The 23,675-nt window shown below is 58.7% G+C and carries 16 protein-coding genes; 11 read left to right on the forward strand and 5 right to left on the reverse strand.

The genetic code is table 11. From position 1 onward, the window contains the following. Position 1 precedes the first annotated feature (1 nt). From HFP54_RS19760 to HFP54_RS19770, 3 genes are read right to left on the reverse strand one after another with little or no spacing between them, the layout of a single operon-like run. Positions 2 to 1,495 (reverse strand): sulfatase family protein, encoded by a 1,494-nt coding sequence (locus HFP54_RS19760; RefSeq protein WP_168566486.1) that lies wholly within the window; start codon positions 1,493 to 1,495, stop codon positions 2 to 4. 48 nt (positions 1,496 to 1,543) lie between these two features. Beyond that, positions 1,544 to 2,974, reverse strand: a complete 1,431-nt coding sequence (locus tag HFP54_RS19765) for a DUF1501 domain-containing protein (protein WP_168566487.1) — start codon at positions 2,972 to 2,974, stop codon at positions 1,544 to 1,546. Between the two features lie 5 nt (positions 2,975 to 2,979). Beyond that, entirely contained in the window at positions 2,980 to 6,006 is a 3,027-nt protein-coding gene (locus HFP54_RS19770) for a PSD1 and planctomycete cytochrome C domain-containing protein (RefSeq protein ID WP_168566488.1), read from the reverse strand. Positions 6,007 to 6,370: 364 nt separating this feature from the next. Between HFP54_RS19770 and HFP54_RS19775 the strand changes: the two genes are divergently transcribed. The 6 genes from HFP54_RS19775 to HFP54_RS19800 all read left to right on the forward strand — a co-directional run bounded on the left by HFP54_RS19775 (position 6,371) and on the right by HFP54_RS19800 (position 13,301). Then, positions 6,371 to 7,861 carry a hypothetical protein gene (locus HFP54_RS19775; protein ID WP_168566489.1) on the forward strand — a complete coding sequence of 497 codons (1,491 nt, stop codon included), beginning with the start codon at positions 6,371 to 6,373 and terminating at the stop codon, positions 7,859 to 7,861. 126 nt (positions 7,862 to 7,987) lie between these two features. Continuing rightward, a complete protein-coding gene (locus tag HFP54_RS19780) occupies positions 7,988 to 9,634 on the forward strand; it encodes a di-heme oxidoredictase family protein (protein ID WP_168566490.1) in 1,647 nt (548 codons plus the stop codon). A 165-nt stretch (positions 9,635 to 9,799) separates the two neighbouring features. After that, positions 9,800 to 11,167, forward strand: a complete 1,368-nt coding sequence (locus HFP54_RS19785) for a Na+/H+ antiporter NhaA (protein WP_146440168.1) — start codon at positions 9,800 to 9,802, stop codon at positions 11,165 to 11,167. A 79-nt stretch (positions 11,168 to 11,246) separates the two neighbouring features. Next, positions 11,247 to 12,320: an LOG family protein gene (locus tag HFP54_RS19790; RefSeq protein WP_168566491.1), complete on the forward strand. Its 1,074-nt coding sequence runs from the start codon at positions 11,247 to 11,249 to the stop codon at positions 12,318 to 12,320. Between the two features lie 25 nt (positions 12,321 to 12,345). Then, positions 12,346 to 12,717 carry a hypothetical protein gene (locus tag HFP54_RS19795; protein ID WP_146415675.1) on the forward strand — a complete coding sequence of 124 codons (372 nt, stop codon included), beginning with the start codon at positions 12,346 to 12,348 and terminating at the stop codon, positions 12,715 to 12,717. A gap of 353 nt (positions 12,718 to 13,070) precedes the next feature. Next, on the forward strand, positions 13,071 to 13,301 hold the full coding sequence (locus HFP54_RS19800; RefSeq protein ID WP_197138220.1) for a hypothetical protein: 231 nt from the start codon (positions 13,071 to 13,073) through the stop codon (positions 13,299 to 13,301). Between the two features lie 291 nt (positions 13,302 to 13,592). Here the strand turns inward: HFP54_RS19800 and ruvX are convergent, their stop codons facing one another. Next, positions 13,593 to 14,111 (reverse strand): Holliday junction resolvase RuvX, encoded by a 519-nt coding sequence (gene ruvX / locus HFP54_RS19805; RefSeq protein ID WP_315853938.1) that lies wholly within the window; start codon positions 14,109 to 14,111, stop codon positions 13,593 to 13,595. A gap of 290 nt (positions 14,112 to 14,401) precedes the next feature. On the opposite strand from ruvX, the gene HFP54_RS19810 reads away from it, so the two are divergent. After that, entirely contained in the window at positions 14,402 to 15,766 is a 1,365-nt protein-coding gene (locus tag HFP54_RS19810) for a BamB-related PQQ repeat family beta-propellar protein (RefSeq protein ID WP_168566493.1), read from the forward strand. A gap of 204 nt (positions 15,767 to 15,970) precedes the next feature. Further along, positions 15,971 to 17,863 (forward strand): tetratricopeptide repeat protein, encoded by a 1,893-nt coding sequence (locus tag HFP54_RS19815; RefSeq protein WP_168566494.1) that lies wholly within the window; start codon positions 15,971 to 15,973, stop codon positions 17,861 to 17,863. 48 nt (positions 17,864 to 17,911) lie between these two features. On the opposite strand, the gene HFP54_RS19820 is transcribed toward HFP54_RS19815, so the two are convergent. Continuing rightward, the gene (locus tag HFP54_RS19820) at positions 17,912 to 18,904 is read right to left on the reverse strand and encodes a ThuA domain-containing protein (protein WP_235952066.1); all 993 of its coding nucleotides are present in this window, start codon (positions 18,902 to 18,904) and stop codon (positions 17,912 to 17,914) included. A 94-nt stretch (positions 18,905 to 18,998) separates the two neighbouring features. On the opposite strand from HFP54_RS19820, the gene HFP54_RS19825 reads away from it, so the two are divergent. The 3 genes from HFP54_RS19825 to HFP54_RS25315 all read left to right on the forward strand — a co-directional run bounded on the left by HFP54_RS19825 (position 18,999) and on the right by HFP54_RS25315 (position 23,597). Beyond that, positions 18,999 to 21,365: a class I SAM-dependent methyltransferase gene (locus HFP54_RS19825; RefSeq protein WP_168566495.1), complete on the forward strand. Its 2,367-nt coding sequence runs from the start codon at positions 18,999 to 19,001 to the stop codon at positions 21,363 to 21,365. A gap of 264 nt (positions 21,366 to 21,629) precedes the next feature. After that, positions 21,630 to 22,346 (forward strand): Yip1 family protein, encoded by a 717-nt coding sequence (locus HFP54_RS19830; RefSeq protein WP_168566496.1) that lies wholly within the window; start codon positions 21,630 to 21,632, stop codon positions 22,344 to 22,346. A gap of 522 nt (positions 22,347 to 22,868) precedes the next feature. Then, positions 22,869 to 23,597: a GIY-YIG nuclease family protein gene (locus tag HFP54_RS25315; protein WP_206036302.1), complete on the forward strand. Its 729-nt coding sequence runs from the start codon at positions 22,869 to 22,871 to the stop codon at positions 23,595 to 23,597. Positions 23,598 to 23,675 lie beyond the last annotated feature (78 nt).

Genomic DNA, 23,675 nt, shown 5'->3' on the forward strand with positions numbered 1-23,675 from the left:
ATCAAGGCATCTTGTCGCCGACTTCTGCCATCTTTTCCTCCAGCATCGTCTTCATCTGCTTGATTTCATCAGCGTACGCGGGATCCTCGATCAGATTGTTCATCTCCTCCGGATCTTCACTCAGGTCGTAGTATTCCCAGTAGGGATCGGTGGGCTTGTCCAAGGCGCCGGGCGCGTCCAGCGGCTTGCCATAAAAGTAGATCAGCTTGCGATCCTTGGTGCGGATGCCCAGGTGTGCCGGGTTGTCGTGGTGGGCCATGTGCATCCAGTACCGATAGTACGTCGCGGTGGGCCAGTCATCCGGGGTCGGCTGGCCGTTCAACATGGGTTTGAACGATCGGCCCTGCATGAAGTCCGGCTTGTCGACGCCGGCAAAATCCAACAGCGTCGGCGCGAAGTCCACGTTGTTGGCGATGAAATCCAATCGTTCGCCCGCGGGGATTGATTCGGGATAGCGAATGATAAAGGGCATGCGGAGCGATTGTTCGTACATCCAGCGTTTGTCGATGTAGTCGTGTTCGCCCAGCATGAATCCTTGGTCGGCGGTGTAGACGATGATCGTGTTGTCCAGTTCGCCGCTGGATTCCAGGTGATCCAACAAGCGTGCAATATTGTCATCGACGCCGCGAACGCAGCGCAGGAACTTCTTCAGGTAGCGCTGGTAAGCTTCGCGTTTGTAGGCTTCGTCGGACAAGCTATCGTCGACGAACATGTGGTCACCCATGTTGCGCCGTTCGTTCCGCTTTCCGACCGAGGTTCCGTATTGCGGTTGGCCATGGGGGCCGTGGTTTCCGCGTTCCCACAAGCTTTTCGGTTCGGGGATGGTCACACCGGAGTACAACCAGTCATAGCGTTCCGCATTTTCAAAGTTATCGTGCGGCGCTTTGAAGTGGTGCATCAAAAAGAACGGCTTGTCTTTTTGTTTTCGTGTCTTCAGCCACTTCAGTGAGATGTTCGTGATCGCATCGGACGAATGAACGCTGTCATAGCTGTTGAAGCGAAACTCGTTTTCCGGCCACGGCTTGGGGCCGCGGACGCGGAAGATCGGGTTGAAGTAGAACCCTTGGCCGGGCAACACGGTGTAAAAGTCGAACGCCGCCGGTTCGGCTTTCAGGTGCCATTTACCGACCATCGCGGTTTCGTATCCGGCGTCTTTCATCAAGTGTGCCAGGAACTGGCGTTCACCTTCGATCTTTCCGTTCAGCGTCGTCACGCCGTTCACGTGCGCGTATTGGCCCGTGATGATCGCCGCGCGGCTGGGTGTGCAGATTGAATTGGTGACGAAGCAATTCGTCAGCAGCGCGCCTTCGCGGGCCAGGCGGTCCAGCGTCGGCGTCGGGTCCAGCACGGACAATCGGCCCTGATAGGCGCCGATGCCTTGTGAGGCATGGTCATCGGACATGATGTACAGAATGTTCGGCTTTTCCGTTTCGGCGTTCGCCTGGAAAGACATTCCGGTGGCCAAACAAACGGCCACTAACAAGTATCGAATCATGGAATCTTCGTCGTGGGAGTGAAGGAAACAGGTGTTGGTGGTGAAGGGTCAGGCGATCAGTTCGTCGATGACTTGGCCGCCAAACTGGCTGAGTTGCTTGTAACGACCGGCGTGAAAGTATGTCAGCTTGTTGTCATCCAATCCCAGTAGGTGCAACAAAGTGACGTGCAGGTCGCGGATCGGATGTACGCACTCGACGGCGTGCCTGCCGAGTTCGTCGGTCGCGCCCACAGTCGTGCCGCCTCGGACGCCGCCGCCGGCCAGCAACATTGTCATGGCATGATTGTTGTGGCCGCGTCCGAGTGAATAAACGCCGCCGCGTTTGTTGTTGTCCGGTGTGCGACCAAACTCACCGGTCCAAATGACCAGCGTGTCGTCCAGCATGCCGCGGCGTTTCAGGTCCGCGATCAGAGCGGCCATCGGCTTGTCGACGCTGCGGATCCGTGCGCTGTGTCCACGTTGCAAATAGTCGTGGCTGTCCCAACCGCCGCTAAAAATTTGGACGAACCGAACCCCATTTTCGACCAAGCGTCGCGCCATCAAGCACTGCCGACCGAAGGTTTCGGTCTCCGGTTGATCCAATCCGTATGCACGATGCGTTGCCGCGGTTTCGCGACCGAGGTCGATCACGTCGGGGACCGATGTTTGCATCCGAAACGCCAATTCATAGCTTTCCATCCGGGATTCCAGATCGCTTTGGATCGCCGGTGAGGATGCCAAATGTTGCTGGTTCAGCCACTGGAGTTCGTCCAAGGCACGTCGTTGATGTTCACGCGATTTGTGCGCGGGGGCCTGCAAGTCCAGCAACGGCGTCCCTTCCGGTCGCAGTCGCGTGCCCTGGAAATGTGCCGGCAAAAATCCGTTGCTCCAATTGGTCGCGCCGCCTTGGGGCAACGCCAGTTCGGTCATCACGACATAGCCGGGCAAGTTTTGATTCTCGCTGCCCAGTCCATAAGTTGCCCATGCACCGATCGCCGGATCACCTCCCAGCCGGCTGCCCGTGTTCATGTGAAAGAGGGCTTCGGGGTGGTTCAGTGATTCGGCCTGGCACCCGCGAAAATTACAAAGTTCATCGGCGACAAAGGGATCTGCTAAGTGCACCCACTGGTCGCACATGTCGATGCCCGACTGACCCACGCGACGAAACTTGAACGGGCTGCCGACGAAGAATTTGAAGCCCTTTTCCAAGCCTCCGGTCAGGTTCGATTCCGTTTTGTGCAAACGCGACAGTTCGGGTTTGGGATCAAACGTGTCCATTTGGCCGGGACCGCCCTCCATGAACAACATGATCACGTTCTTCGCTTTGGGCCGGTGCATCGGCGACTTGACCGCCAGCGGTGACGCCGAAGCGGATTGTGCGGCGTCGGCGGCCAACAAGTCGGTCAGCGCAACGGATCCCAACGTCGCGCCCAGCCCGTACAGAAACCCACGGCGGGACGCCGGTGTGGATGACGGTCGTGAACAAAGGGATCGGGGCATCGAGATCACTGTAGGTATAAGAACTCGTTCGTGTTGAACAGCAACAGGCAAGCGTCGGCCAACGCCCGCGTCGGTGCGTCCACGTCCGCGGGCTTGATGTCAGGTGTGTAACGATCAAAGACGGGCAAGATTTCTTGGTACTCAAACGGTTTGCCCGAAAACTCTTCGACCAGAGATCGAGTGATGCGCCGAGGATAATTCACCGGCGTCGGTTGGACCTGTTGGTGATACCCCGTCATGTCGTCGATGTAGCGGACCAGACGGTCAACCTCTTCGGGCGACGGAGACCGGCCCAAAATGATTCGAAATGCCGCCGCCAATTGATCCTTGGTCGACTTGTGTTTTTGCCGCAGACGCAATGCCATCGCGACGCTGCGATCGGTGACCATGTCGCTGTACATCAACGTGAAGGCCTGCGGTGTGACTGCCGCGGATTCACGCCGTTCGCATGATTCATTGGGGTTGGGTTGGTTGAACAGCTCCAAAAACGGATCCGCCTGGCCACGAACGCGATACGCATAGATCGTGCGGCGGTTGCGTTGATCGGGAGTTGCCGATGGTTGATATGCCGGTGCCAGGGAAAACTGAATCATCCTTGGCTGCAGCGCGACTTCCATGTTGATTTCCGGCATCACGGGCAATCCGCCGACCGAACGATTCAGTTCGCCGGTGGCCGCCAGCATGGCGTCGCGAATTTCCGGGGCAGACAGCCGCCGCGGTGGAAAGTAGGAAAGCCAGCGGTTGTCTGGATCGATTCGTGCGACCGCCCCGGCGTCCACCGGTGTCGCGGCGCGGCGGTAGGCTTTCGACAGCAGAATCATCCGATGCAGCCGCTTCAGTTTCCAATCGCCGTCGACCAATTGGTGGGCCAGATAATCCAGCAGTTCCGGATGAGTTGGTCGGCCGCCTTTGCCCCCAAAGTTGTTCGGATTGGCGGCGATGCCTCGGCCAAAATGTGACTGCCAGATCCGGTTGACAATCGAACGCGTCGTCAGCGGGTTGTCCGGATGGGCGATCCAGCGGGCCAACCCCAGTCGCCGGCCTTCGATCGATTCGGTCAGACGAAACGGATCGTCGTCGCCGCGGGCCTCGTGCGTTTGAAAGTGTGCGTCGCCGGTGGTGGACAAGCCGCATACGCTTAGCACGCCGGGGGTCACTGGATCGCCAGACGCGGTCAGATCACCGCCACCCAGAATGAAGCAATCTGGGGCCCGGGACTGTTCGTCGTTTCGTTTGATACGAAGTTTGCGTGCGTTGACTTTGGGGGCCGATGAACCGCCGGAATTGAAAACGCTTTGCGCCATCGGTTCGTAGCGTTCCAGTCGTCGTGTCCAAATCCATTCGTCTTGTTCGCGGACCTTCAGTTGGCCCTGTTCGATGTGGTCCAGACCGACGTGTCGGGGCGGCTTTTGGTCGTCCGGCAAGCCGCGTCGTTGATCGGCGTCTTGGTAATCCAAACCGCGTTCGTCGAACCATTGTCGTGCCGCGGCTTCGCGTTTGGCGATCAGCTTGTCTTTTTCCGCCACCGCAAAGTCCAACATGCGTTGCACATGTCGGCGTCCTGCCTGCAGGCGGTCGGTGTTTTCTTGTGGCAAGAATGGGACGCGGCGTTCGGCCATCTGTGTCGTGGCGAAGGTTGCGTACAAGCGGTAATAGTCCCGCGTCGGGATCGGATCAAACTTGTGATCGTGACACTTGACGCATCGCATCGTCGTCGACAGGAAGGTCTGGCCGACCGAATTGACGACGTCATCCAGGTACATCTGGCGTGCCGGTTCGGGTTCGATCATCGCGCTGTCCCATGGCCCCAATCGCAGAAAGCCGGTGGCGATGATCCATTCGGCTTCCTGGGGCGTGTAGTCACCCGATATTTGTACCTGACGGACCGTCGCCGCATCGGCCGACAAACGTGCGGCGACCGATTGGTCGGCCAATTCATCACCGGCGATCTGTTCGATGATGAACTGATCGTAGGGTTTGTCTTTGTTGAACGATCGAACCACATAGTCACGGTAACGCCACATGTTGGAACGTTCATAATCGTTGGACATCCCGCCGGTGTCGGCGTAGCGTGAAACGTCCAGCCAGTGTTGCGCCTGACGTTCGCCAAAGTGCGGTTCGGCCAGCAAACGATCGATCAACGCTTCCCAAGCTGCGTCGGCATCGGTCATGTAGTCCTTGCAAAACGCATCGACCTGTTCAGGGCGAGGCGGCAGGCCGGTCAAGTCGAACGTGACACGTCGAATCAACGTTTGTGGTGAAGCCATTTTGGCCGGCGTTAACCCCGCATCTTCGATCGCCGCATCGACCAACATGTCGATGACATGCTCCGGTGCAATGCTTGGTGCGGACTGGTCGCCCGAGCTGGCCGATGCGATCGGCGTCATCAAGGGTTGGTACGCCCAAAGGTCATCGGGTTGATAACGCCGGTACGTCCATGTGTCGGATGTTCCGCCGCTGGTGGACACCAGCACGCCGTCATCGGTCACCCTTTGTCGGGCGGCCGCAGCGCGGATGGCGTTCTGTTCCTGCTGTGATGGCCAGGGTGCACCGGCGGCAATCCATGACACCACGCTTTGGATTTGAGTCTCGGTCAGCCGGTCATTTTCTTTCGGCGGCATTTCCAAGCCTTCCCAGCGGATTGCCCAGACCAGAGGACTTCCGTCGGGATCGCCCGGCACGATGGCGGCTTCGCCCGATTCGCCACCGCCCAGCAGTGCCGCGCGGGCTCGCATGTCAAAGTCGCCTTGCAACTGTTCCGGGTCGTCGCCGTGGCAGCCGAAACACTTGGACTTCAGCATCGGCAGGACTTTCAGCGTGAAGTCCTGGGCCGATTTCAAAACGGTTGGCGTGTCTGACAAACCAGCGTCGTCGCTTGACCAAGCGGGGCAAATGCCGATCGCCGTGATCACGGTCCAAAGCAGACAGCGGACCGCAGAGAGCTCTGCAATCGAACCGCTCCGCGACACGTTTTGGCCGATCCACAAACGTGGAGGCTGTTCGGATTGCGGTGATTTCAAGCGGCGACGCATCGACAAATCGGCGGCAATGGTGGGGGCAATCTGCAGGCGAGAGGAGGTGGCCGGTGGTGCGGCGGGGCGTTCGCAGGGGGGATTCCGATTATGACACAACCCCCGGCCGAAAGATATTAACAATTAACGAGTGGCAATGGTCGGATTTCGATCCGCGGACAAATTTTGTTGCCTCCGCGGTCGGGGGGCGTTAAGTTCACCAGGTGTGCTCGTGCAGTCGGGGCTTGCGTCGTGAAGACGTTTGGATGCTGTGCGGCACCTCTTTTCTTGGACGAATTGCATTGGGGGTGATGAGATGCTGCGCTGGCCGCCGCAATCTTCAGGCAGCGTGTTTTGCGGTCTTATCCTGTTTGCAACGTCGCTGGTGACTTCCACACCCAACGCCGGCGCAACCGATGCAATTGTCTGGCATCGCTCGCTTGAGACCGCCAAGTCGCAGTTGTCGTCGATCAGTGGCGATACCGCGCCGCTGTTTCTGATCGCCGTGACCAACGACATCGACACCCCTGCCGAAACGCAGCCTTCGTTTTGGTGTCGCCAGTGGCTTGATCGCCGCGTCGCCGGCGTTCTCTCGGAACGTCCGGACCTGGAGACTCGCGTTGGTGCGGTACATTTGGCGGCCGGATTGCCGCCGGAATTGACGGGCCAGTCGGATTTCAATCGCCCCGAACGTCTGGTTTTGGCGGTCGCGGATGCCGACAGTCGCCTGTTGAGTTTTTGTGTGGGAATTCCGACGCGCGACACGTTGTGGGGCATGATCGAGGACGCCGAAGAGGTGGCTGCGATGCGGGCCAACGCTGCGGTGCGTCCGGGACACTGGCGACGCGACGTGGCACAGCGAAGTTTGCAGCGGGTGAATCGATACTATGCCGAGCGTTTGCGCCGCGTCATGCAGGCGTTGAAACTGGTCAAACAAGTCGAGCCGGATCCGGCGGCTTTGGAACAAGTGGATGCACCGGAGGGACATGGGACGTTGCCGGAAGCTGAACTGGATGACGGCAAGCTGGATCAAGGCCTGCCGAATGCCGAGCAGCCCTCCGAGACCAATGCGGCAAGCGTCAATGAAGCGGTGTTGCCGAGCCGCGAAGAGGAGGGGGAATGGGAAGATCCCCAAGTCGATGATCAGTGGACCGAGAAGCTGGATGCGGCAGTGAAGATTCAAATCGCAGGCGATGCCGGTTTGGATGCTTCCGACCCGGTGGACTGGGGCCTGCGTTTGAATTTGGTGCATGACGTATTTACCTCGCTGTATCGGCTGGATGCGTTCAGCCGTTTTGCGGATAGCGAGATTCGCCGAGACGATCCCGATTTTTATCGTGTGACGCTCGGCCAGTTGGAACAAAACGCGGAGACACGCGACGACTGGGTGCAGTGTGCCCTGCCGCTGTTGGTCGGTCTTTCGCTTCGTGACCGATGGGAATCCTTGGTCGAAGTGGTTTGGCAACAACCGGCCGTCAGGTTCGAACCGATGACGGCGGAGTTGGAAGCTTGGTGGAACAAACACCGACCGGTGACGCCGCTGGTCTTCAGGATGCGGCGTCTGGCGATTGCCGATGCATCGGCTCGGCACGAGGTTTCCGCCACGGGGCCGCCCGGAAGAGTCACTTGGGCGGACTTGGAAAACGCTTTGCAACAGTTTCCGGTTCGCGAAGTCTCCTACAGCCAATGGTGGGCGATTCAGCGAAACGAAGGATGGGTCGCCGTCGATTTGTTTCGGCCGACCACGGTCACCGACATCGTTGCCTCGCCCAAGTCGAATCGACCGATGTTGATTCGTCGGGGGGAATCGCCGGCGCGAAACCTTTCCAAGCTTCGTCGGTTGCAACGCGCTGCCGGCAAAACGAATGATCCTTGACGGGCCTGGCGTCAAGTGAATCGGCCGGTTTTTGGCCAGGCATCGGTTTGCGCGTCGTCGCAGTTTACGGGGCGACTCTTTTCAACAAAGCTTTTCTTTTCGGGGGTTCGGGTAATGGAGAACGTGATGTGGCACAAGCGATTACTGTGCGGCCACGCAAGTGTGTGCCGCTGGTTGGTTTTGTTCGGTGGGCTGGTCGTTGCACCGGAGATCGTCAGCGCGGTCACGCCCCAGGATGTTGCGACGGGGCGGTTGCTGTTTGAAAAACAATGGCAATCATCCAATCCTGCGATGGGCAGCGATGGATTGGGGCCGTTATTCAATGCCACGTCCTGTGTGGGCTGTCACCACCAAGGCGGTGTCGGCGGTGGCGGTGATTCAAGGTTCAATGCGAATTCGATTGGCTTGGACGCGATCAAGCTTTCGGCCAATGCCCTGCGCTCGGACGTCCAACGCATGGTTCGGACCTTGCATCCGAGTTTGGTGGACTCGTCCGGAAATTTGCAGGCTACCGCCACATTGCCCCATTTCGGCGGCACGTTGCCGATGCGATCTTTGCGTCAGCGATACGTCGCGCATTCTTCCTCCGAGTTTGCCGCGGAAGGTGGGGCTGCGACTCCGGCCGACGTTCGCGAAAACATGACGGCGTCTTGGAAGTGGAAAGGAGTGACCGCCAAGACCGGGATGGAAATCGAAGCCCGTATTTTCCAACGCAACACCACGGCTTTGTTTGGGGCCGGACTGATCGACCAAGTGCCGGATTCCGATTTGGAGCGGCAGGTGGCGATTCAACGTCGACATCCGGAGGTCAGCGGACGCCTGTCGATCCTGCGTGACAACACTTATGGGCGTTTCGGTTGGCGAGGGAACTTGTCGCGTTTGGCCGACTTTGTGGACCAAGCCTGCGCCAACGAAATGGGTCTGCAAACCAAACGTCGCGAACAACCCACGGATTTAGGGATGCCCGATTATCGCAATCCCGGTATCGATATTCGCGAAGACCAAGTTTTGCAGGTACGTGACTTTATCGCCGCCCTGCCCCGCCCTGTGCGTGCCAAGCCACGATCGTCCGAACATGCTAGCGAGATCGCTTTGGGCGAGCGTGTGTTCAACAAGATCGGCTGCAACGCCTGCCATGTGAAAGACATGGGGCCGGCGACCGAGCTATACAGTGATCTGCTTCTGCACGACATGGGGGATCGGCTTTATGACTATGACGCTGCGGAGCCCGATGTGGTGCGTGCCGAGCTGATTCGGCAAGTGGTTGCCATCGGAGCGGCGACGGAGACGTCCGGCTATCGAGGGCGATCGGTATCACTCGCTTCATCGCCAACGCCAATACTTACTCGAGAACCCGTGTATCAAAGGACACCCCGCAGATCCAATGCTCTTCGCGACACCGTCGTGATTCAGCCCGGTCAACGGTTCACTCGTGTGCGAATTATCAATCCCGGAAGCTGTGAGCAACGAAATATTCATACCCCGATGCAAGAACAGATGGCGTATCGCCGAACGTTGCGACCGTCCAATGTGACACAAGAATGGCGGACGCCGCCGCTGTGGGGTGTGGCCGATTCGGCACCCTACATGCACGACGGCCGGGCCGAAACGTTGGCCGAAGCCATCGCCATGCATGGGGGCGAGGCCACTGGGTCGCGGGATCGCTATCTGAATCTTGGGTTTGCTCAGCGTGAAGCCTTGCAGACGTTTTTGAAGTCGCTGATCGCGCCGCCCACGGCTCCCCAGCCGACCACGCTTGCGGCCAGCCGCTGACGCCGCTGGCTGATCGCCGACTGACCTCTGCGCAGACCAGCTTCCTCGCTATATTCTGCGGCTCAATGCACTAAGTCAGCGTCGTCACGACCCTGGCGGTGGGTGTTCCGAACAGGGTTGTGCGGACGCCTGACAGGGGCCGTGGCGAACCGGGTGGGAAAGAACATGTCAGGTCATGCGCAGGGCAAAGGCGGAGTCATCCGCTTTCTGGTCGAAAATTCGTTGCTGTTGATCATCGGGGCCGTCGCGGCCTTGGTGTGGGCCAATACCGATGGCCATAGTTATCACGAATTCATTCACTTCGATTTGGCAGCGATGGTGTCCGGCGACGACGGACACGTTGATACCGATCATGGTGCCGAACCCCACGGCGATGCCGGCCACGAAGCGGACGATCACGGCGACGATGGCCACGCGGAAGCCGGCCATGGTGGCGAATCGCACGCCGATGGCGGTGGCGGACACCACGGGGTGACGATCCACTTTTTGATCAACGACGTTTTGATGGCTCTGTTCTTTGCCATTGCGGGCAAGGAGGTCTGGGAATCGTTGTTGCCCGGTGGGGCTTTGGCCAATCCGCGAAAGGCGGCGACGCCATTGTTGGCCACCCTGGGCGGAATCTTGGGGCCGGTCGTCGTTTACTTGGCCGGGGCGGCGCTTGCCGGCGGCGACGCGTTCGCCGCGTTCAAAAACGGGTGGGCGGTTCCCTGTGCGACGGACATCGCATTCAGTTACTTGGTGGCCCGATTCATTTTCGGGGGTTCGCACCCGGCGATCGCCTTTTTGTTGTTGCTGGCCATCGCCGATGATGCGGCCGGTCTGATCATCCTGGCGATCTTTTATCCGACCCAGGCGATCGAGCCGATGTGGTTTTTGTTGACCGTTGCGGCGATTGCTTTGGCCTGGGGGCTGCAGAAAATGCGAGTCCAGTCGCACTGGTGGTACCTTCTGGGGCCCGGTGTGATGTGCTGGTTCTCGTTCTACTTTGCACACATCCACCCCGCATTGGGGCTGGTGCCGATCATTCCCATGCTGCCACACGCCCAGACGGACTTGGGGATTTTCGCACGCGAAGAACTGAATCGGGACGACACGTTGAATGCGTTCGAGCATTTTTGGAAGGTGCCCGTGGAATACATCTTGGGCCTGTTCGGTCTGGTCAACGCGGGCGTCGTGCTCAGCAGTGTCGGGACCGGTACCTGGCTGGTCTTGGCCGGATTGTTGATTGGCAAGCCGGTCGGCATCACCTTGATGACCTTGCTGGCCGAAAAGGGGTTGAAGCTGCAAAAACCCGCGGGAATGGACTACCGCCACGTGGTCACCCTGGGCATGGTCGCCGGGATCGGGTTTACGGTGGCGTTGTTCGTTTCGGTCGCCGCGTTCAAGGAGCCCGGTGCGATTCAAGATTCGGTGAAGATGGGCGCGCTGCTCAGTTTCCTGGCGGCACCGTTGGCGATTGCCATCGGGCGTGGGCTGGGTGTTCGACCCGAGTCCGATGACGCGTCCGGTGGTGCGGAAGCTGCGGCGGCTTGATCGATTCGACGGTTTCGTCGACCCTGTTGCGGCGGAATCGGTCCGCTGATGTTTACCTGTTCAGCTGAATGCGATCTTGATGCGTCCCAACGACCTGCCCGCCGAAGCGATCGGCGAAGACGAACTGCAACGGCCCCAGCCGGCGTTCGACCCGCTTACCACCAATGATTCGCAGGACCTATTGCGGGTCATGCGGCACACGATCGAAAGGCTGGATCACGACAAGACCGCTCGCGGGGATCTGAAGCTGCTATCGCGGACGTTGCGTGAATTGCGGTACGCGTTCAAGGTCTTTCGCCCGTTTCGTCGGCGACGCAAAGTGACGATTTTCGGATCCGCGCGGACCAAGCCGGATCATCCCGACTATCAGAGTGCCGAGGAATTTGCACGTCGAATGGCGGGCCACGGCTGGATGGTCGTCACCGGTGCCGGCGGCGGCATCATGGAAGCCGGGCACCGCGGGGCGGGCCGCGAAGCGTCGATGGGGCTGAACATCATGCTGCCCTTCGAACAAAGTGCCAACGAATACATCGAAGGTGACCCCAAATTGGTCACGTTGAAGTATTTCTTCACACGCAAGCTGATGTTCCTGAAGGAAAGCAGTGCGATCGTGTGTGCCCCCGGCGGTTTCGGAACGCTGGATGAGGCGTTGGAAACGCTGACGCTGGTCCAAACGGGCAAGCAGACCATGTTACCGCTGGTTCTGTTGGACCACCCCCAAGGCGACTACTGGGCCGACCTGCAAAAGTTCTTTGACCGGCAATTACTGCGGGGTGGCATGATCAGCCCCGAGGACGTCAGCCTGTACAAAGTCACTAATTCGGTGCAGGAAGCGGTCGACGAAGTCCTGGGCTTTTACTGTGTCTATCACTCGATGCGGTATGTCAAAAATGAACTGGTGTTCCGGCTGAAAGAAGCGTTGACCGACGAGCATTTGGACCAGATCAACACCGACTTTGCCGACATTCTGGTCAAGGGCACGTTTCGGCAAGGCGGGCCGTTGCCTGAGGAAGCTGGGGAACCCGATTTGGCCCAGTTGCCCCGCCTGATCTTTCACTTCAACCGTCGCAACCTGGGGCGATTGCGGATGTTGATCAATGCGATCAATCAGCGACCGGGCATCGGCCCGGATGCGGACTGTCCCAGCGTCTGAACGCCTTGTTTGTTACGTCCAAACCGTGACCGCTGATTCCAACGCCGAACCGTTCCACATCCATTTGGCTGGCCGCGACGGCGGTCCGCTGGATTGCAGTTTTGAACAAGCCGAATCGGCGCTGCAGCAGATCCAGACGCTGTATTTTGAACCCGACGGATCCTTCGCCTTCAAAGGTCCCGCCAGCGGGCTGGAGCTGTTCGGGATGGTCTACGACGCCTATGGGGCGATCCAGTACGTGGAGATCCGCGGTCGATGTGATTGGGCCGACTGGCAACGGCTGGTCGCCTGCTTCATTTCCGGCGGCACGGCACCCAAATCCGCCGTCGTGAAGTCGCTACCCGGCGGCGAATTGCAAACTTTGCAAGATTTTGAACGGCTGACTTGGTCCGTTTGACGCCGGAGAAAGCTGGCGTGTTGTGGCCACGTCGACTCTTCGGCACCCCCAAAAGCTCGTGAAACACGCGTTTCTGTGGCCACCGACGTTTGATCCGTGCGTGAAACGCCCAGCCACCGCGTGTCGCAACGAAAAAAACGCTTTTTCGGTTTGTGTGGTTTGGCACGCCAAGTGCTTTAAGCCCGGTTGTTCCGCGAGATCAACCATTCGGCATCTCGCGGTTCAGTCCTAAGACGGGCGGGTGTCGGCTGTGGGCCGGCCAGACATCAGCAGTCTCACCACTGTCTGACAAGTTGACCTAAACACGAAACCTGGCCGAGTCGTTTTGACCGGCAATCATCGGAGGATGAACCATGTTGACCATTGAAAGCACCGTTTGCGAAACCAGCCCCGTTGTCGACCTGAAGCCCGCGAAGCCTCAAGTGTCGCAAAACGAGACGGCTTTATCAGATGCAGAAGTCTTTCGCCGTGTGGCGGAGATCCGTTCGGGATGGAGCGTCGATGAGCGAGTCGAGCGTCGGATGGAAGCGGATCGTCGTTTCGAGCGTCTGATGGACATGCTGACCACGCCCTGCGACCAGTGATCGATCATGGTGGGCGGACGTCACAGTGGGCGGTTGCACTTCCGCATTTTGAATGACTGACACCCGCCGACCAATCCCCGGCCGATCGACAACAACAACGATCCATCCGTGGGGCATCGGTATCACTGAGCACCGACAAATCAGGTCATCGAAGATTAGGAATTGACGAGATTAGGAATGCACAACGTGATTTGGGCGGATGGAACCGACCCGCATTCCTGTTCACGCAAATACCGTCGGCACACATTGCGGGCGGGCCACGCTGAACTAGGACCCGGCGGACGTTCCAGGTCACTCCAGATTCAGTTCTTCCTTTGTTGGACCCGTTTCGTCATCGGGACCGACATTCACATCATGTCCGGCGATCCCGTTGTGATAACGGCAAGCTTCTAGGAATGATTCCAACAGCACCAGTGCGGCGATCGCGTCGACACGTTCTTTGGTGCGTTTGCGTGTGTATTTTCCAGGCCGCATTCGCTGCTGCGCCGCAACGGTCGTGAACCGTTCATCGAACATGCGTACGGGCAGACCGGTTTGGTCCCTCAGCGATTTGGCAAACTCGCGCGCCTCAGCACTCTTCTGGCTTTCTCCACCGTCGCAGTGAACCGGCAGCCCGACGATCAGTGCGGTGACGCGATTGTCCTTTGCCATGCGTGCGAAGTAGTCGGGATCTTTGGCCAGCGCGGATGTCGTGACGACTTCGAGGGGGCTGGCCAGGATGCGATCCGGGTCACAAATGGCGACGCCGATTCGAACGGTCCCATAATCAATCGCCGCGATACGCCCAGACTCGGGAAAGGAAGGGATCACCAGTGCAGATTCGTCGTTTGTGCGAACAGAAGCCAGGAAGTGGTCGATCAGCGACCGTTGTCCCACTGTAAGGCGGTGGTCTTCTCCGGCCAACCATTGGCCGGGGCGGACGTGCGAGATCATCGGCTACGGGGCCCATGGCATTTGTCGCCACAGAATTCGTCTCGCGGGCGTGGTTTCGTCGGCTCGGTCGATGTTTAGAATCGATGCCCGGACCGGTCGTGGCATCGATCGGATCCGTGCCATTGTTCGTTCGTACGAAATTCAACTCCTTTCGCGGCTGTGCATGTATGTCTGGCTTCGCGGTCGATCGTCTCGCCAAATTCATGCGGCGGATACTGCTTGCCGGTTGTTGCCAGCTGATCTTGGTGGGGTGTCACTCGTCAAGCGAATCGGAGGGGACTTTTGAAGGTTTCGCGGCGAAGGAACCGACCGATGCATCGCCCATTGATCCGGCCGCGGCGTCGGCGGCGCGGACCCGCTTGGCGGATGAAGGTGTCGATTTGACTTGGTCGCCGGAAGGCCCGCCGCTGTTGTGGCAGCAGCCGATGGGGACAGGGTATGGATCGCCGGTGATCGTCGGCGACCGGGTGATCGCCAACCACCGTGTCGATGACAGCGAACGGACCGTCTGTTTCGACTTGGAATCCGGTGATCTGATTTGGGAAGACCAGATACCGACCACCGCGGTATGTGATTACGAATACAGCGACGGGCCCTACAGCACACCCGTCGTTGCCGGCGATGAAGTGTTCGTGCATCACGGCCAAGGCCAGTTGTCGGCGATCGATTGGCGCGACGGTCGTCGGATTTGGCACCGTGATTTGTATCAAGAGTACCAGGTGACCCCGGGGATCTTTCCTGCCGGCGCCAGTCCGTTGGTGACCGAGGATCGCATGTTTCTTTCGTTGGGTGGCGTGGATACCGACGCGGGAATCATTGCATTGGATCGCTCCAGCGGTGAAAACATTTGGGCGGCCACCGATCATGCCGCCGCGTACACGATTCCCGTCCTGACCCGCGTCCATGACAACGATCATTTGCTAGTGGTCACGGCCGAAGGCTTGGTGTCGCTGGATCCGACCGATGGTTCGGTGGATTGGGAAATCCAGCACTTCGGACGCGCGCCACTGTCTTACAACGCCGTTTCACCGGTCGTGATCCAGGACATCGTTTTGGCGGTCACCGGTCCGGGCCCCGGTGCGGTGGCCGTGCGGATACTGCCTGATCGCGGCCACGAGCGTGTTTGGAAAGACCGGCGGGTTTTGGACAGCCAATTCAACCGCTTGGTGACTTGGAAGGACCATGTCATTGGGTTCACTGCGGCTGGTCAGGGCGGCGCTTCGCTGCGGATGATCGACCCGGCCGATGGTGAACTGATGTGGGAATACAGCTCGGTCTTGCGGCGCGGCCAGCCGGTGCGTGTCGGCGACGACATCATTCTTGCCATCGGTGAACGCGGGCATCTGGCCAGTTTGGCAATTCGCCACGACGGTGTGGACGTGCTGGCATTCACGGATCAGCCGCTGATGACCGAACCCAGTTACTGCACGCCCGCGATCCGGGGGAACCGTTTGGTTTTGAAGGACGAAGAACGGCTGGCCGTGTTCGATCTTTCCGCGTTTGACCCGTCGCTGTCGACAACCGAAGATTGACAGGGCCGGCGAACGATCGTCCGTCGGAATCCGACAACGTTGAACAATTTTATGAAGCCGTTTTTGTACGCTCCTTCCAGCGATCCCTCGATCCGCCGATGTGACGATCAACCTGTTGACACCCGCAGCATGCGATCGCGTCCGGATCGATGCGTTCGTCGGTGTCGGGCCCTGGCCGCGTCGCTGTTGATCGGATGGGCATCAATGAATGCCGTGCCGTGTTTGGCGCAGACCGGCGGCAATGGGGCCGACGAAGTCTCCGGTGCCCAAACGGCCGGCCGCGACGTTCCGGTCCGCCAGACGATCGCTGAATTGATCGAAAAATTGGGACACCCCAATTACGTCAGTCGCCAGAGAGCCAAAGCGGCGCTTCAGCGATATGGTTTGGAAGCACTCGATCAACTTCAACAAGCCAGCGATCATCCGGACAACCAGATCGCCATGTCGGTTCGGCGTCTGATCGCCAGCCGATCGATACGTTGGTCGGGCCCCTTGGATCCGGAACCGGTTCGCAAGACGTTGACCGGTTATGGCAGCTTGGCGATCAACGACCGTCAGTCGCGGATCGAACGCTTGGCCGATCTGCCGGATGAAATGGCAACCGCAGCCCTGGCCCGCCTGGCACGCTTTGAAACCGATCCACGGCTCAGCCTGTTCGCCGCAATCGCGTTGATGGAACAGCCGACGCCAGCGGATCTGACGACCCAGCGCAAGCGTGCCAAGACCATCTTGGACACGATCGGGCAGTCCGACCGAGTCGCCAGTCAATGGTTGCGGCTTTATGCGTCGGACTTAGCGGACAATCAATTCGCACTGCAGCAATGGATGGATTTATTGGCGATACATCGCCGCCAGCTTGATCGACACGCCGACCATCAATTGGATTCGGATCTGTTGCTGCGTTTCGTGCGTGTCTTGTCCGCGGGCGCCGCCCAGCAGGGGCATGTCGAAGATGCTTTACGATTGGCGACGGCGAACTTGGATTTGGTTTCTCCGGTGCCCAACGAATTGACCGACGCTTGCACCTGGGCGCTCGAACATCATCTGGATCCATTGGTTTTTGAATTGCACCGGATGCATCCCAGTCTGTTCGACAAAGATCCGGTTTTACTTTATGGCGTGGCCGAAGCGCACACCAAGCTGGGCAATGATTCGCTGGCCGAAAAATTCGCGGCGGCGGCTTTGGATACCAACCCAATACCAACGGATGAATCGGAGCGAGATGAGCTGGGGGCTCAGGAGGTCAAGACCCGCGCCGCCAGACACCTGAAGGTTGCCACGGATTTGCGGGACCGAGGGTTCTTTCGCTGGGCTGAGCGAGAGTTCAGTTTCGTGATCGACCGCTTTGAAATCGAATCGATCGAAGGCGCGATGGCTCGAAAACTGCTGGGCGAAATGCACTCGGATTTGTTCCAGCATGCACAGGTGATCGACGTCTTGGAACCGCTGATCCAGCGGCTTGCTATCGATGGTGAATTGAAACAACGGATGGACGTCCGTGACATTTCATTGGTCGATATGCGTGCTTTGGCCGCCTACCACCGCGGGTTGTTGGCGAAAGAGCGTGGCGATTCGGAAGCCGCACGTGCCGCGTTCGAAGTTGCTTTTCAAGAAGGTTATCGGCAACGCATCGACGCGTTGATCGCGATGTACCACTTGGACGGTGACGACGATTATCGACGCAGTGTGCGTCAGATGCTGGCTCGCGAAACGCTGGGCCATGAACGCAAAATCGCCGACGCCGATCGTGGCGGCAAAGGCCGATTCATGTTGCGAAAGAACGATGATTTGCTGGCCCAGGCACTGAATGACTATGCGTGGTTGGTCAGCAACACGACCGGTGATTTTGACAAGGCACTGCGTTGCAGCCAGCGATCCATCGAATTGATGGGCCAGCGCGCGACGCTGATGGACACCCTGGCCCGATGCCATTTTGCCCTGGGGGAACTGGACGCTGCGGTGCAGTGGCAGCGCCGGGCCGTGGCCGCCCAGCCACACTTTCCGCCGCTGAAGCGTCAGTTGGATGAATTCGAATCTGCTTTGAAAGATTCGCAGGCAGCCGATTCACCATCGCCCGAATCCCCCGCCACGCCGTAGCGTGGCAGCATGGTTGGTCATCGCGGTTCTAGACCAACCGCCGGCGTATCAGCGTTTGCGAGATTCGTAGGGCCCGGGGAAATCCTGGGGGATTTCGGTCAGCGTCACGTCACCGGTCGCGGCCCATTCGGTGCCGCGCAGCATCGTGGTGATGAAGCCGGTGCAGGCAAATGATTTGTCGTCATGGCCCATCGGCGTGTGAAAGACTCGGCCGTCGCCATAGTGGATCGTCATGATCATCGGTTCGTGACGGCCCGTTCCACGGTATTTGGGGTCCGCGTAGGCCGTCGCCAAGATGTGCATGTTTTCCGCCGGTCCACGCAGCTTTTGATACAGCTCGTCCTGCACGTGCAACCACGCCCGCGGCATTCCTCGCGTGATCGGGTGGTCGGCATCGCGGACCACGATTTGATATTCATGCTGGGGGCCGTGAGATCCGCCGCCTCCGGGCGTCATGTCTCGAACGACTTCGCCTTGTTCGTTGACGTAGACGTAGGGGCCGGATTTTTCATTGCGTCCGTCCCAGCCGCCCAAGCCGATCATGCGATTGAATTCCAGCCAATTACCAAAACTGTTGTCTGCGGCATGAACGATGACCAAACCACCGCCGTTGGCAACGAATTTTTCCAAGGCCTGCTGGGTTTCTTCCGGCCAAGGTGCCGCTTTCCATCCGAAATTACTGACCACGACGTCGTAAGCGGCGAAATCCGGTTTGAAGTCTGGGTCGGGCTTCGGTTCCGACAGGTCCTGATACTCCTTGCCGTCGTCCAGCGGATACTCTTCCAACAATTTGCCACCTTTCCAGGTGAACTTGCTGCGGTTGACGTCCACCGTGAATCGTCCCGACGCTTCGTAGAAGTCACGCATCATGGCCGTCGTTTTGGGCCACGCGGTGTGATTGTTCTGGCCATCGATGATCAACAGCTTCAATTTGGTATCGTCCGCATCGGCGGCCGAAACGGTGGTCGGAGCGATGGAAAAGGACACTACAAAGGCCGCCAACGCGACGCGGGGCCATGACATCAGGCGGGGAACGGGCATCGTTGTTTTGTCATCGGGTGGGGAAAGCGGACGGGGAAGTCTACGATTGTAGTGTCTGGTGCCGACACACAATGTGATTTTGACGAGAGAGCCCTTGGATCGCCCACCCCTGCGTTTGATTGCCGCATGTTCCTTCGGACTTGAAGCGGTCGTCCGGCGCGAATTGCACACGCTTGGCATCGAGGCGGAAGTCGACGGGGACGGCCAAGTCATCTTCGAAGGCGATTGGGACACGGTCGTTCGTGCGAACCTTTGGCTGCGTTGTGCCGATCGTGTCCTGGTGTGCGTCGCCCGGTTCACGGCCCCGGATTTTGACACGCTGTTTGAAAAAACGCGGGGACTGAATTGGGGCGAATGGATTCCTGTTGACGGGCGTTTTCCCGTCACCGGTCGGTCGGTGCGATCGGAACTTTCCAGCGTTCCGGCCTGTCAACGTACCGTCAAACGCGCCATCGTCGACGCCCTGCGTCGTGACCACCAAGCCAACGATCTGGTCGAAACCGCGGCCACCTACGAAGTCAATGTCAGCCTGATCAAAGACATTGCGACGCTGACCATCGACACTTCCGGGGCCAGCCTGCATCGACGTGGATACCGGCGTGACCCATCGCGTGGACCGCTGAAAGAAACATTGGCCGCCGCCACTGTATTGCTTAGCCACTGGGAATCGGGACGCCCGTTTTGCGATCCGTTTTGCGGCACCGGAACGATTCCAATCGAAGCCGCTTGGATCGCCCGAAACATTGCACCGGGGGTGATGCGTTCGTTCGCTCTGGAGGACTGGCCGGCGATTCCCAACGACTTGCGGGGCGACTTGCGTCGCGACGCGGTCACCCTGCAAACGCCATCCGTGTCACCCACCCTGCTAGCAACCGACATCAATCCGAAAGTTCTGCGCGCCGCCCGCGACAACGCCGTTCGGGCAGGCGTCGAAGCAGACATCCATTTCGAAGCCAAAGCGTTTTCCGAATTCACCAGTCGCCGTCGGTTCGGATGTCTGATCACCCATCCGCCTGAGGGAAATCCGTCCGCGGGTTCCGGATCACGTTACCCGGTTTCGCGAGGGGGCCGGACGCCGCGACCGACGAAGTCCGATCACCGATCATCCGCCGACCGATCGGCCCGCGTGACCCGAGAATTGGATGCGTTGTTCGAAGCGTTTCCCGATGTCTTTCGGCGGTTGCCGACGTGGTCGCATTTCTTACTGACCGCGTACCCGGGGCTGGAACGTTTGTTGGGGCGAAAGGCCGATCGGCGACGCAAGTTGTACAACGGCAACGTCGCCTGCACGTTGTTTCAATTCCATGGACCCAAGCCCGTGGTCGAAGTCCGCCAGGCCGGCGCCGATGCGGAACAACCGTCTTCGGATCCAACATCCACGCCGTCCGCTGGTAACGTCGACGGGACAACAAACGAATCGAGCAAGCCCGCGGGAAAAGCACCCGAAATTCAAGCATCCGAATCACAAACTCTGGTGCACGCATCCGGCGGGGCAGCATTCGGGCAATTGCCCGAAAAGGCCCACCATCAAGCTGACCTGTTCGCCAGTCGTTTGGCCAAGCGAGCCCGGCATTTGCGCCGCTGGCCCACCAAACGCGGGATCACTTGTTATCGCTTGTACGAAAAAGACGTTCCAGAGATTCCGCTGGTTGTCGATCGGTACGAAGATTGTCTGCACATCACCGAATACGAACGTCCGCACGATCGTGATCCAGCACAGCACGCCAATTGGTTGGACTTGATGGTCGAAACCGCAGCGAAAACGCTGGACGTTGCACCGGAGAATGCGTTTTTGAAGTCGCGGCGCCGCCAACGAGGGAAGACTCAGCATGAAAAACAGGCGGTGCAGGGACGACGCCTTGTGGTCCAAGAAGACGGACTAAAATTCCTGGTCAACTTATCGGACTATGTCGACACCGGATTGTTTTTGGATCATCGCGTCACCCGGCATATGGTGCGGCAACAGGCCGACGGCACCCGGTTCTTGAATCTGTTTGCTTACACCGGTTCGTTTTCTGTCTACGCGGCCGCGGGTGGCGCTAAGTCGACGACCAGCGTTGATTTGTCGAACACTTACACCGACTGGGCCACCGAGAACCTGCGATTGAACGGTTTCGAATCCGACAACCATCGCGTGATCACATCCGACGTAGCGGAATTCTTAGCGAATCATCCCGCCGGTCAGTGCTATGACCTTGTCGTGGTGGATCCGCCGACGTTTTCCAACAGCAAACGCACCGAAAACGTTTGGGATGTCCAGCGTGACGCCCTGCCCTTACTGGAAACTGTGATTCCGTTGGTTCGTCCAGGTGGCGTGATCTATTTTTCCACCAACTTCCGACGATTCAAATTTGACCAGGACGCTTTGGATGTTCAGTCCGTGATCGAGATCAGTCGCCAGACCGTTCCCGAAGACTATCGGAATCGGCGGATCCATCGCTGCTGGCGTATCGTACGATAAGCCTGATTCCGGCCCACCCAAAAAGAAGACTGGCACTGAAATCGGCTCGGCGAATCGTTTGCATCGTTGATCGGCTTCGACGCTATTGGTGGCTCCCGCGCCTTTGTGTTGTTCGTGTTCCCCCATTCGATCCCAAGTGGCATCACTTAGCAGCCCGACTTGTCGGTGACGATTCCGATACGCTGTGCACGTCCGTCTTGATACACACAGGTGCCGTGGCATCGGCACTTTGTTCCAACAACCGCAGATAGGAAGATTCGCAAGATGCGCAGCGACGACTCAGGGACCAATCCCTATGCCACCCCAAGTCCACTGAGCGTCGAGTCCAGTCAGAACGCGAGCTTTGTTGGTACGGACGAAGACCTGCATCCCTTTCGTACCATTTGGACATCGCCGCGGCGGACCGTTCGTCAGATTGTTTCGATCGATCCAAAGCTTTACGTCGTGCCTTTGGCTTGTCTGGCGGGGGTTGGCGAAACGCTGGATCGGGCGTCGACGCGAAACGCGGGCGACGATCTTCCCCTGGCCGCGATCCTTGGAATCGCGATTCTGATCGGACCCTTGGCGGGGTTATTCAGTCTATGGATCGGTTCGCATTTGGTCCGCTTTTCCGGCAGTTGGATCGGAGGCGTCGCCAGTCGCGAACACATCAAGACGGCCATTGCCTGGGCATCGGTTCCGTCGATCGCCGCGCTGCCTTTGTGGATACCCCAGATCGTTTTGTTCGGTTCGGACCTGTTCACTCAGGAGACGCCGGGGCTTGAGGCACAACCCATGCTGTTGATCCCGTTCTTGGCGTTTGCGTTGGTCGAGCTGGTGTTGGGTGTCTGGGCATTCGTATTGCTTTGCAACACGATCGCAGAGGTCCAGGGTTTCCGATCCGCTTGGCGAGGGTTCGGGAATCTGATCCTGGCCGGGGCCGTTGTGGTCGTTCCGTTGCTAGGACTCGTCCTCGTGGTCGCCATGCTTTCGAATGCATAATCGAATCGGCCCCATGATCGGTCCGGCAGCGGACGATCGGATTCCGAGCGGATGTCGTGCCCAATCACCAGCCGCTAGCATCCAGTGCACTCAAGAGACATGGCGTTCCCATGACAAACGGCGGTAATGACGTGGATCATCAGTAATCGCCCACGGCAGCCGAAAAAGGTCCCCGGCGATCCAGTGCTTCAACGGCACCCGTTGGACGGGAAAAACCGGACCTCGCCCCCTGAATCCGCTGACTCTGCTACACCGGTGCAATTCCCGTCATTTTGGAGACCAGGAGAATCGCCAAATGATGTAGAAGGATTTCCGTGTCCCAGCCGTCCGCCCCCTCATGGTCGACACGCCCCAAGTCTTGGCAGAATCCGTGACTTGCCGCTCCGCCGACTTGGGGGAACAGATAGAATGCAGAGCACGTGAGGGGAAGTCGGACCGGAGCGAATCTGGTGAAGCCAATACCAACGGGCATTCTCCCCGACTCCGATGAAGAATCCAGAGTTACCCGACTGAACTTCGAACATGAACCGGCTACTCGCAATCGGCTTTCAACTCGCGGGGCACTGGATTCTGGACGATGACGGCCTCGCACTCCAAATGGTGCGGCATGCAAATCAAACGAATGTGCTTTACGCTTTTTGCTGCGATGGCGACGTCAAGTATGTCGGCAAGACTACGCAATCCCTGGCATCGCGGCTTTACGGCTACCGCAAGCCTAGTCCGACTCAATCTACGAATCAGCGAAACCATCGGTTAATCTGTGAGCACCTTTCCGCGGGTGCGGCGGTCGACATATTCGCTTTACCCGACAACGGACTGCTGCATTACGGCGACTTCCATGTAAACCTTGCCGCCGGATTGGAGGATAGTATCATTTCGATCCTCAAACCAGAATGGAATGGTTCTCGGACTACACCGGTCGAACCACCGTGTACGCCAGTTTCGCAAACCGCGTTGGCTGATTTCAACTTCACGCTCCACAAAACGTACTTCCGCTGTGGATTCTTCAATGTGTCCGTTGACTACGAATCGCTGTTTGCGGGTGACGGCGAGCAAATTGACATATTCTGCGGCGACGCTACATCACCCATCATCGGAGCAATCAATCGCCGTGCGAATCTCAACTCGACGCCGCGAATTATGGGCGGAACGCTTTTGCGCGACTGGTTCCAATCGCATGCATCGATACTGTCTGACATGCATGTCACTGTACAAACTCCGAACGAAATCCGAGTCCGAGAAGGCGGGTAACCATCGGATGCAACGGAGGACTCGGCCTTGTTGTTCGGTAGTTGGAAACCGTTCCGCTCGTCCCCGCTGATCCGTACC

This window comes from Crateriforma spongiae (genome assembly GCF_012290005.1).
GTDB classification, from domain to species: Bacteria; Planctomycetota; Planctomycetia; order Pirellulales; family Pirellulaceae; genus Crateriforma; species Crateriforma spongiae.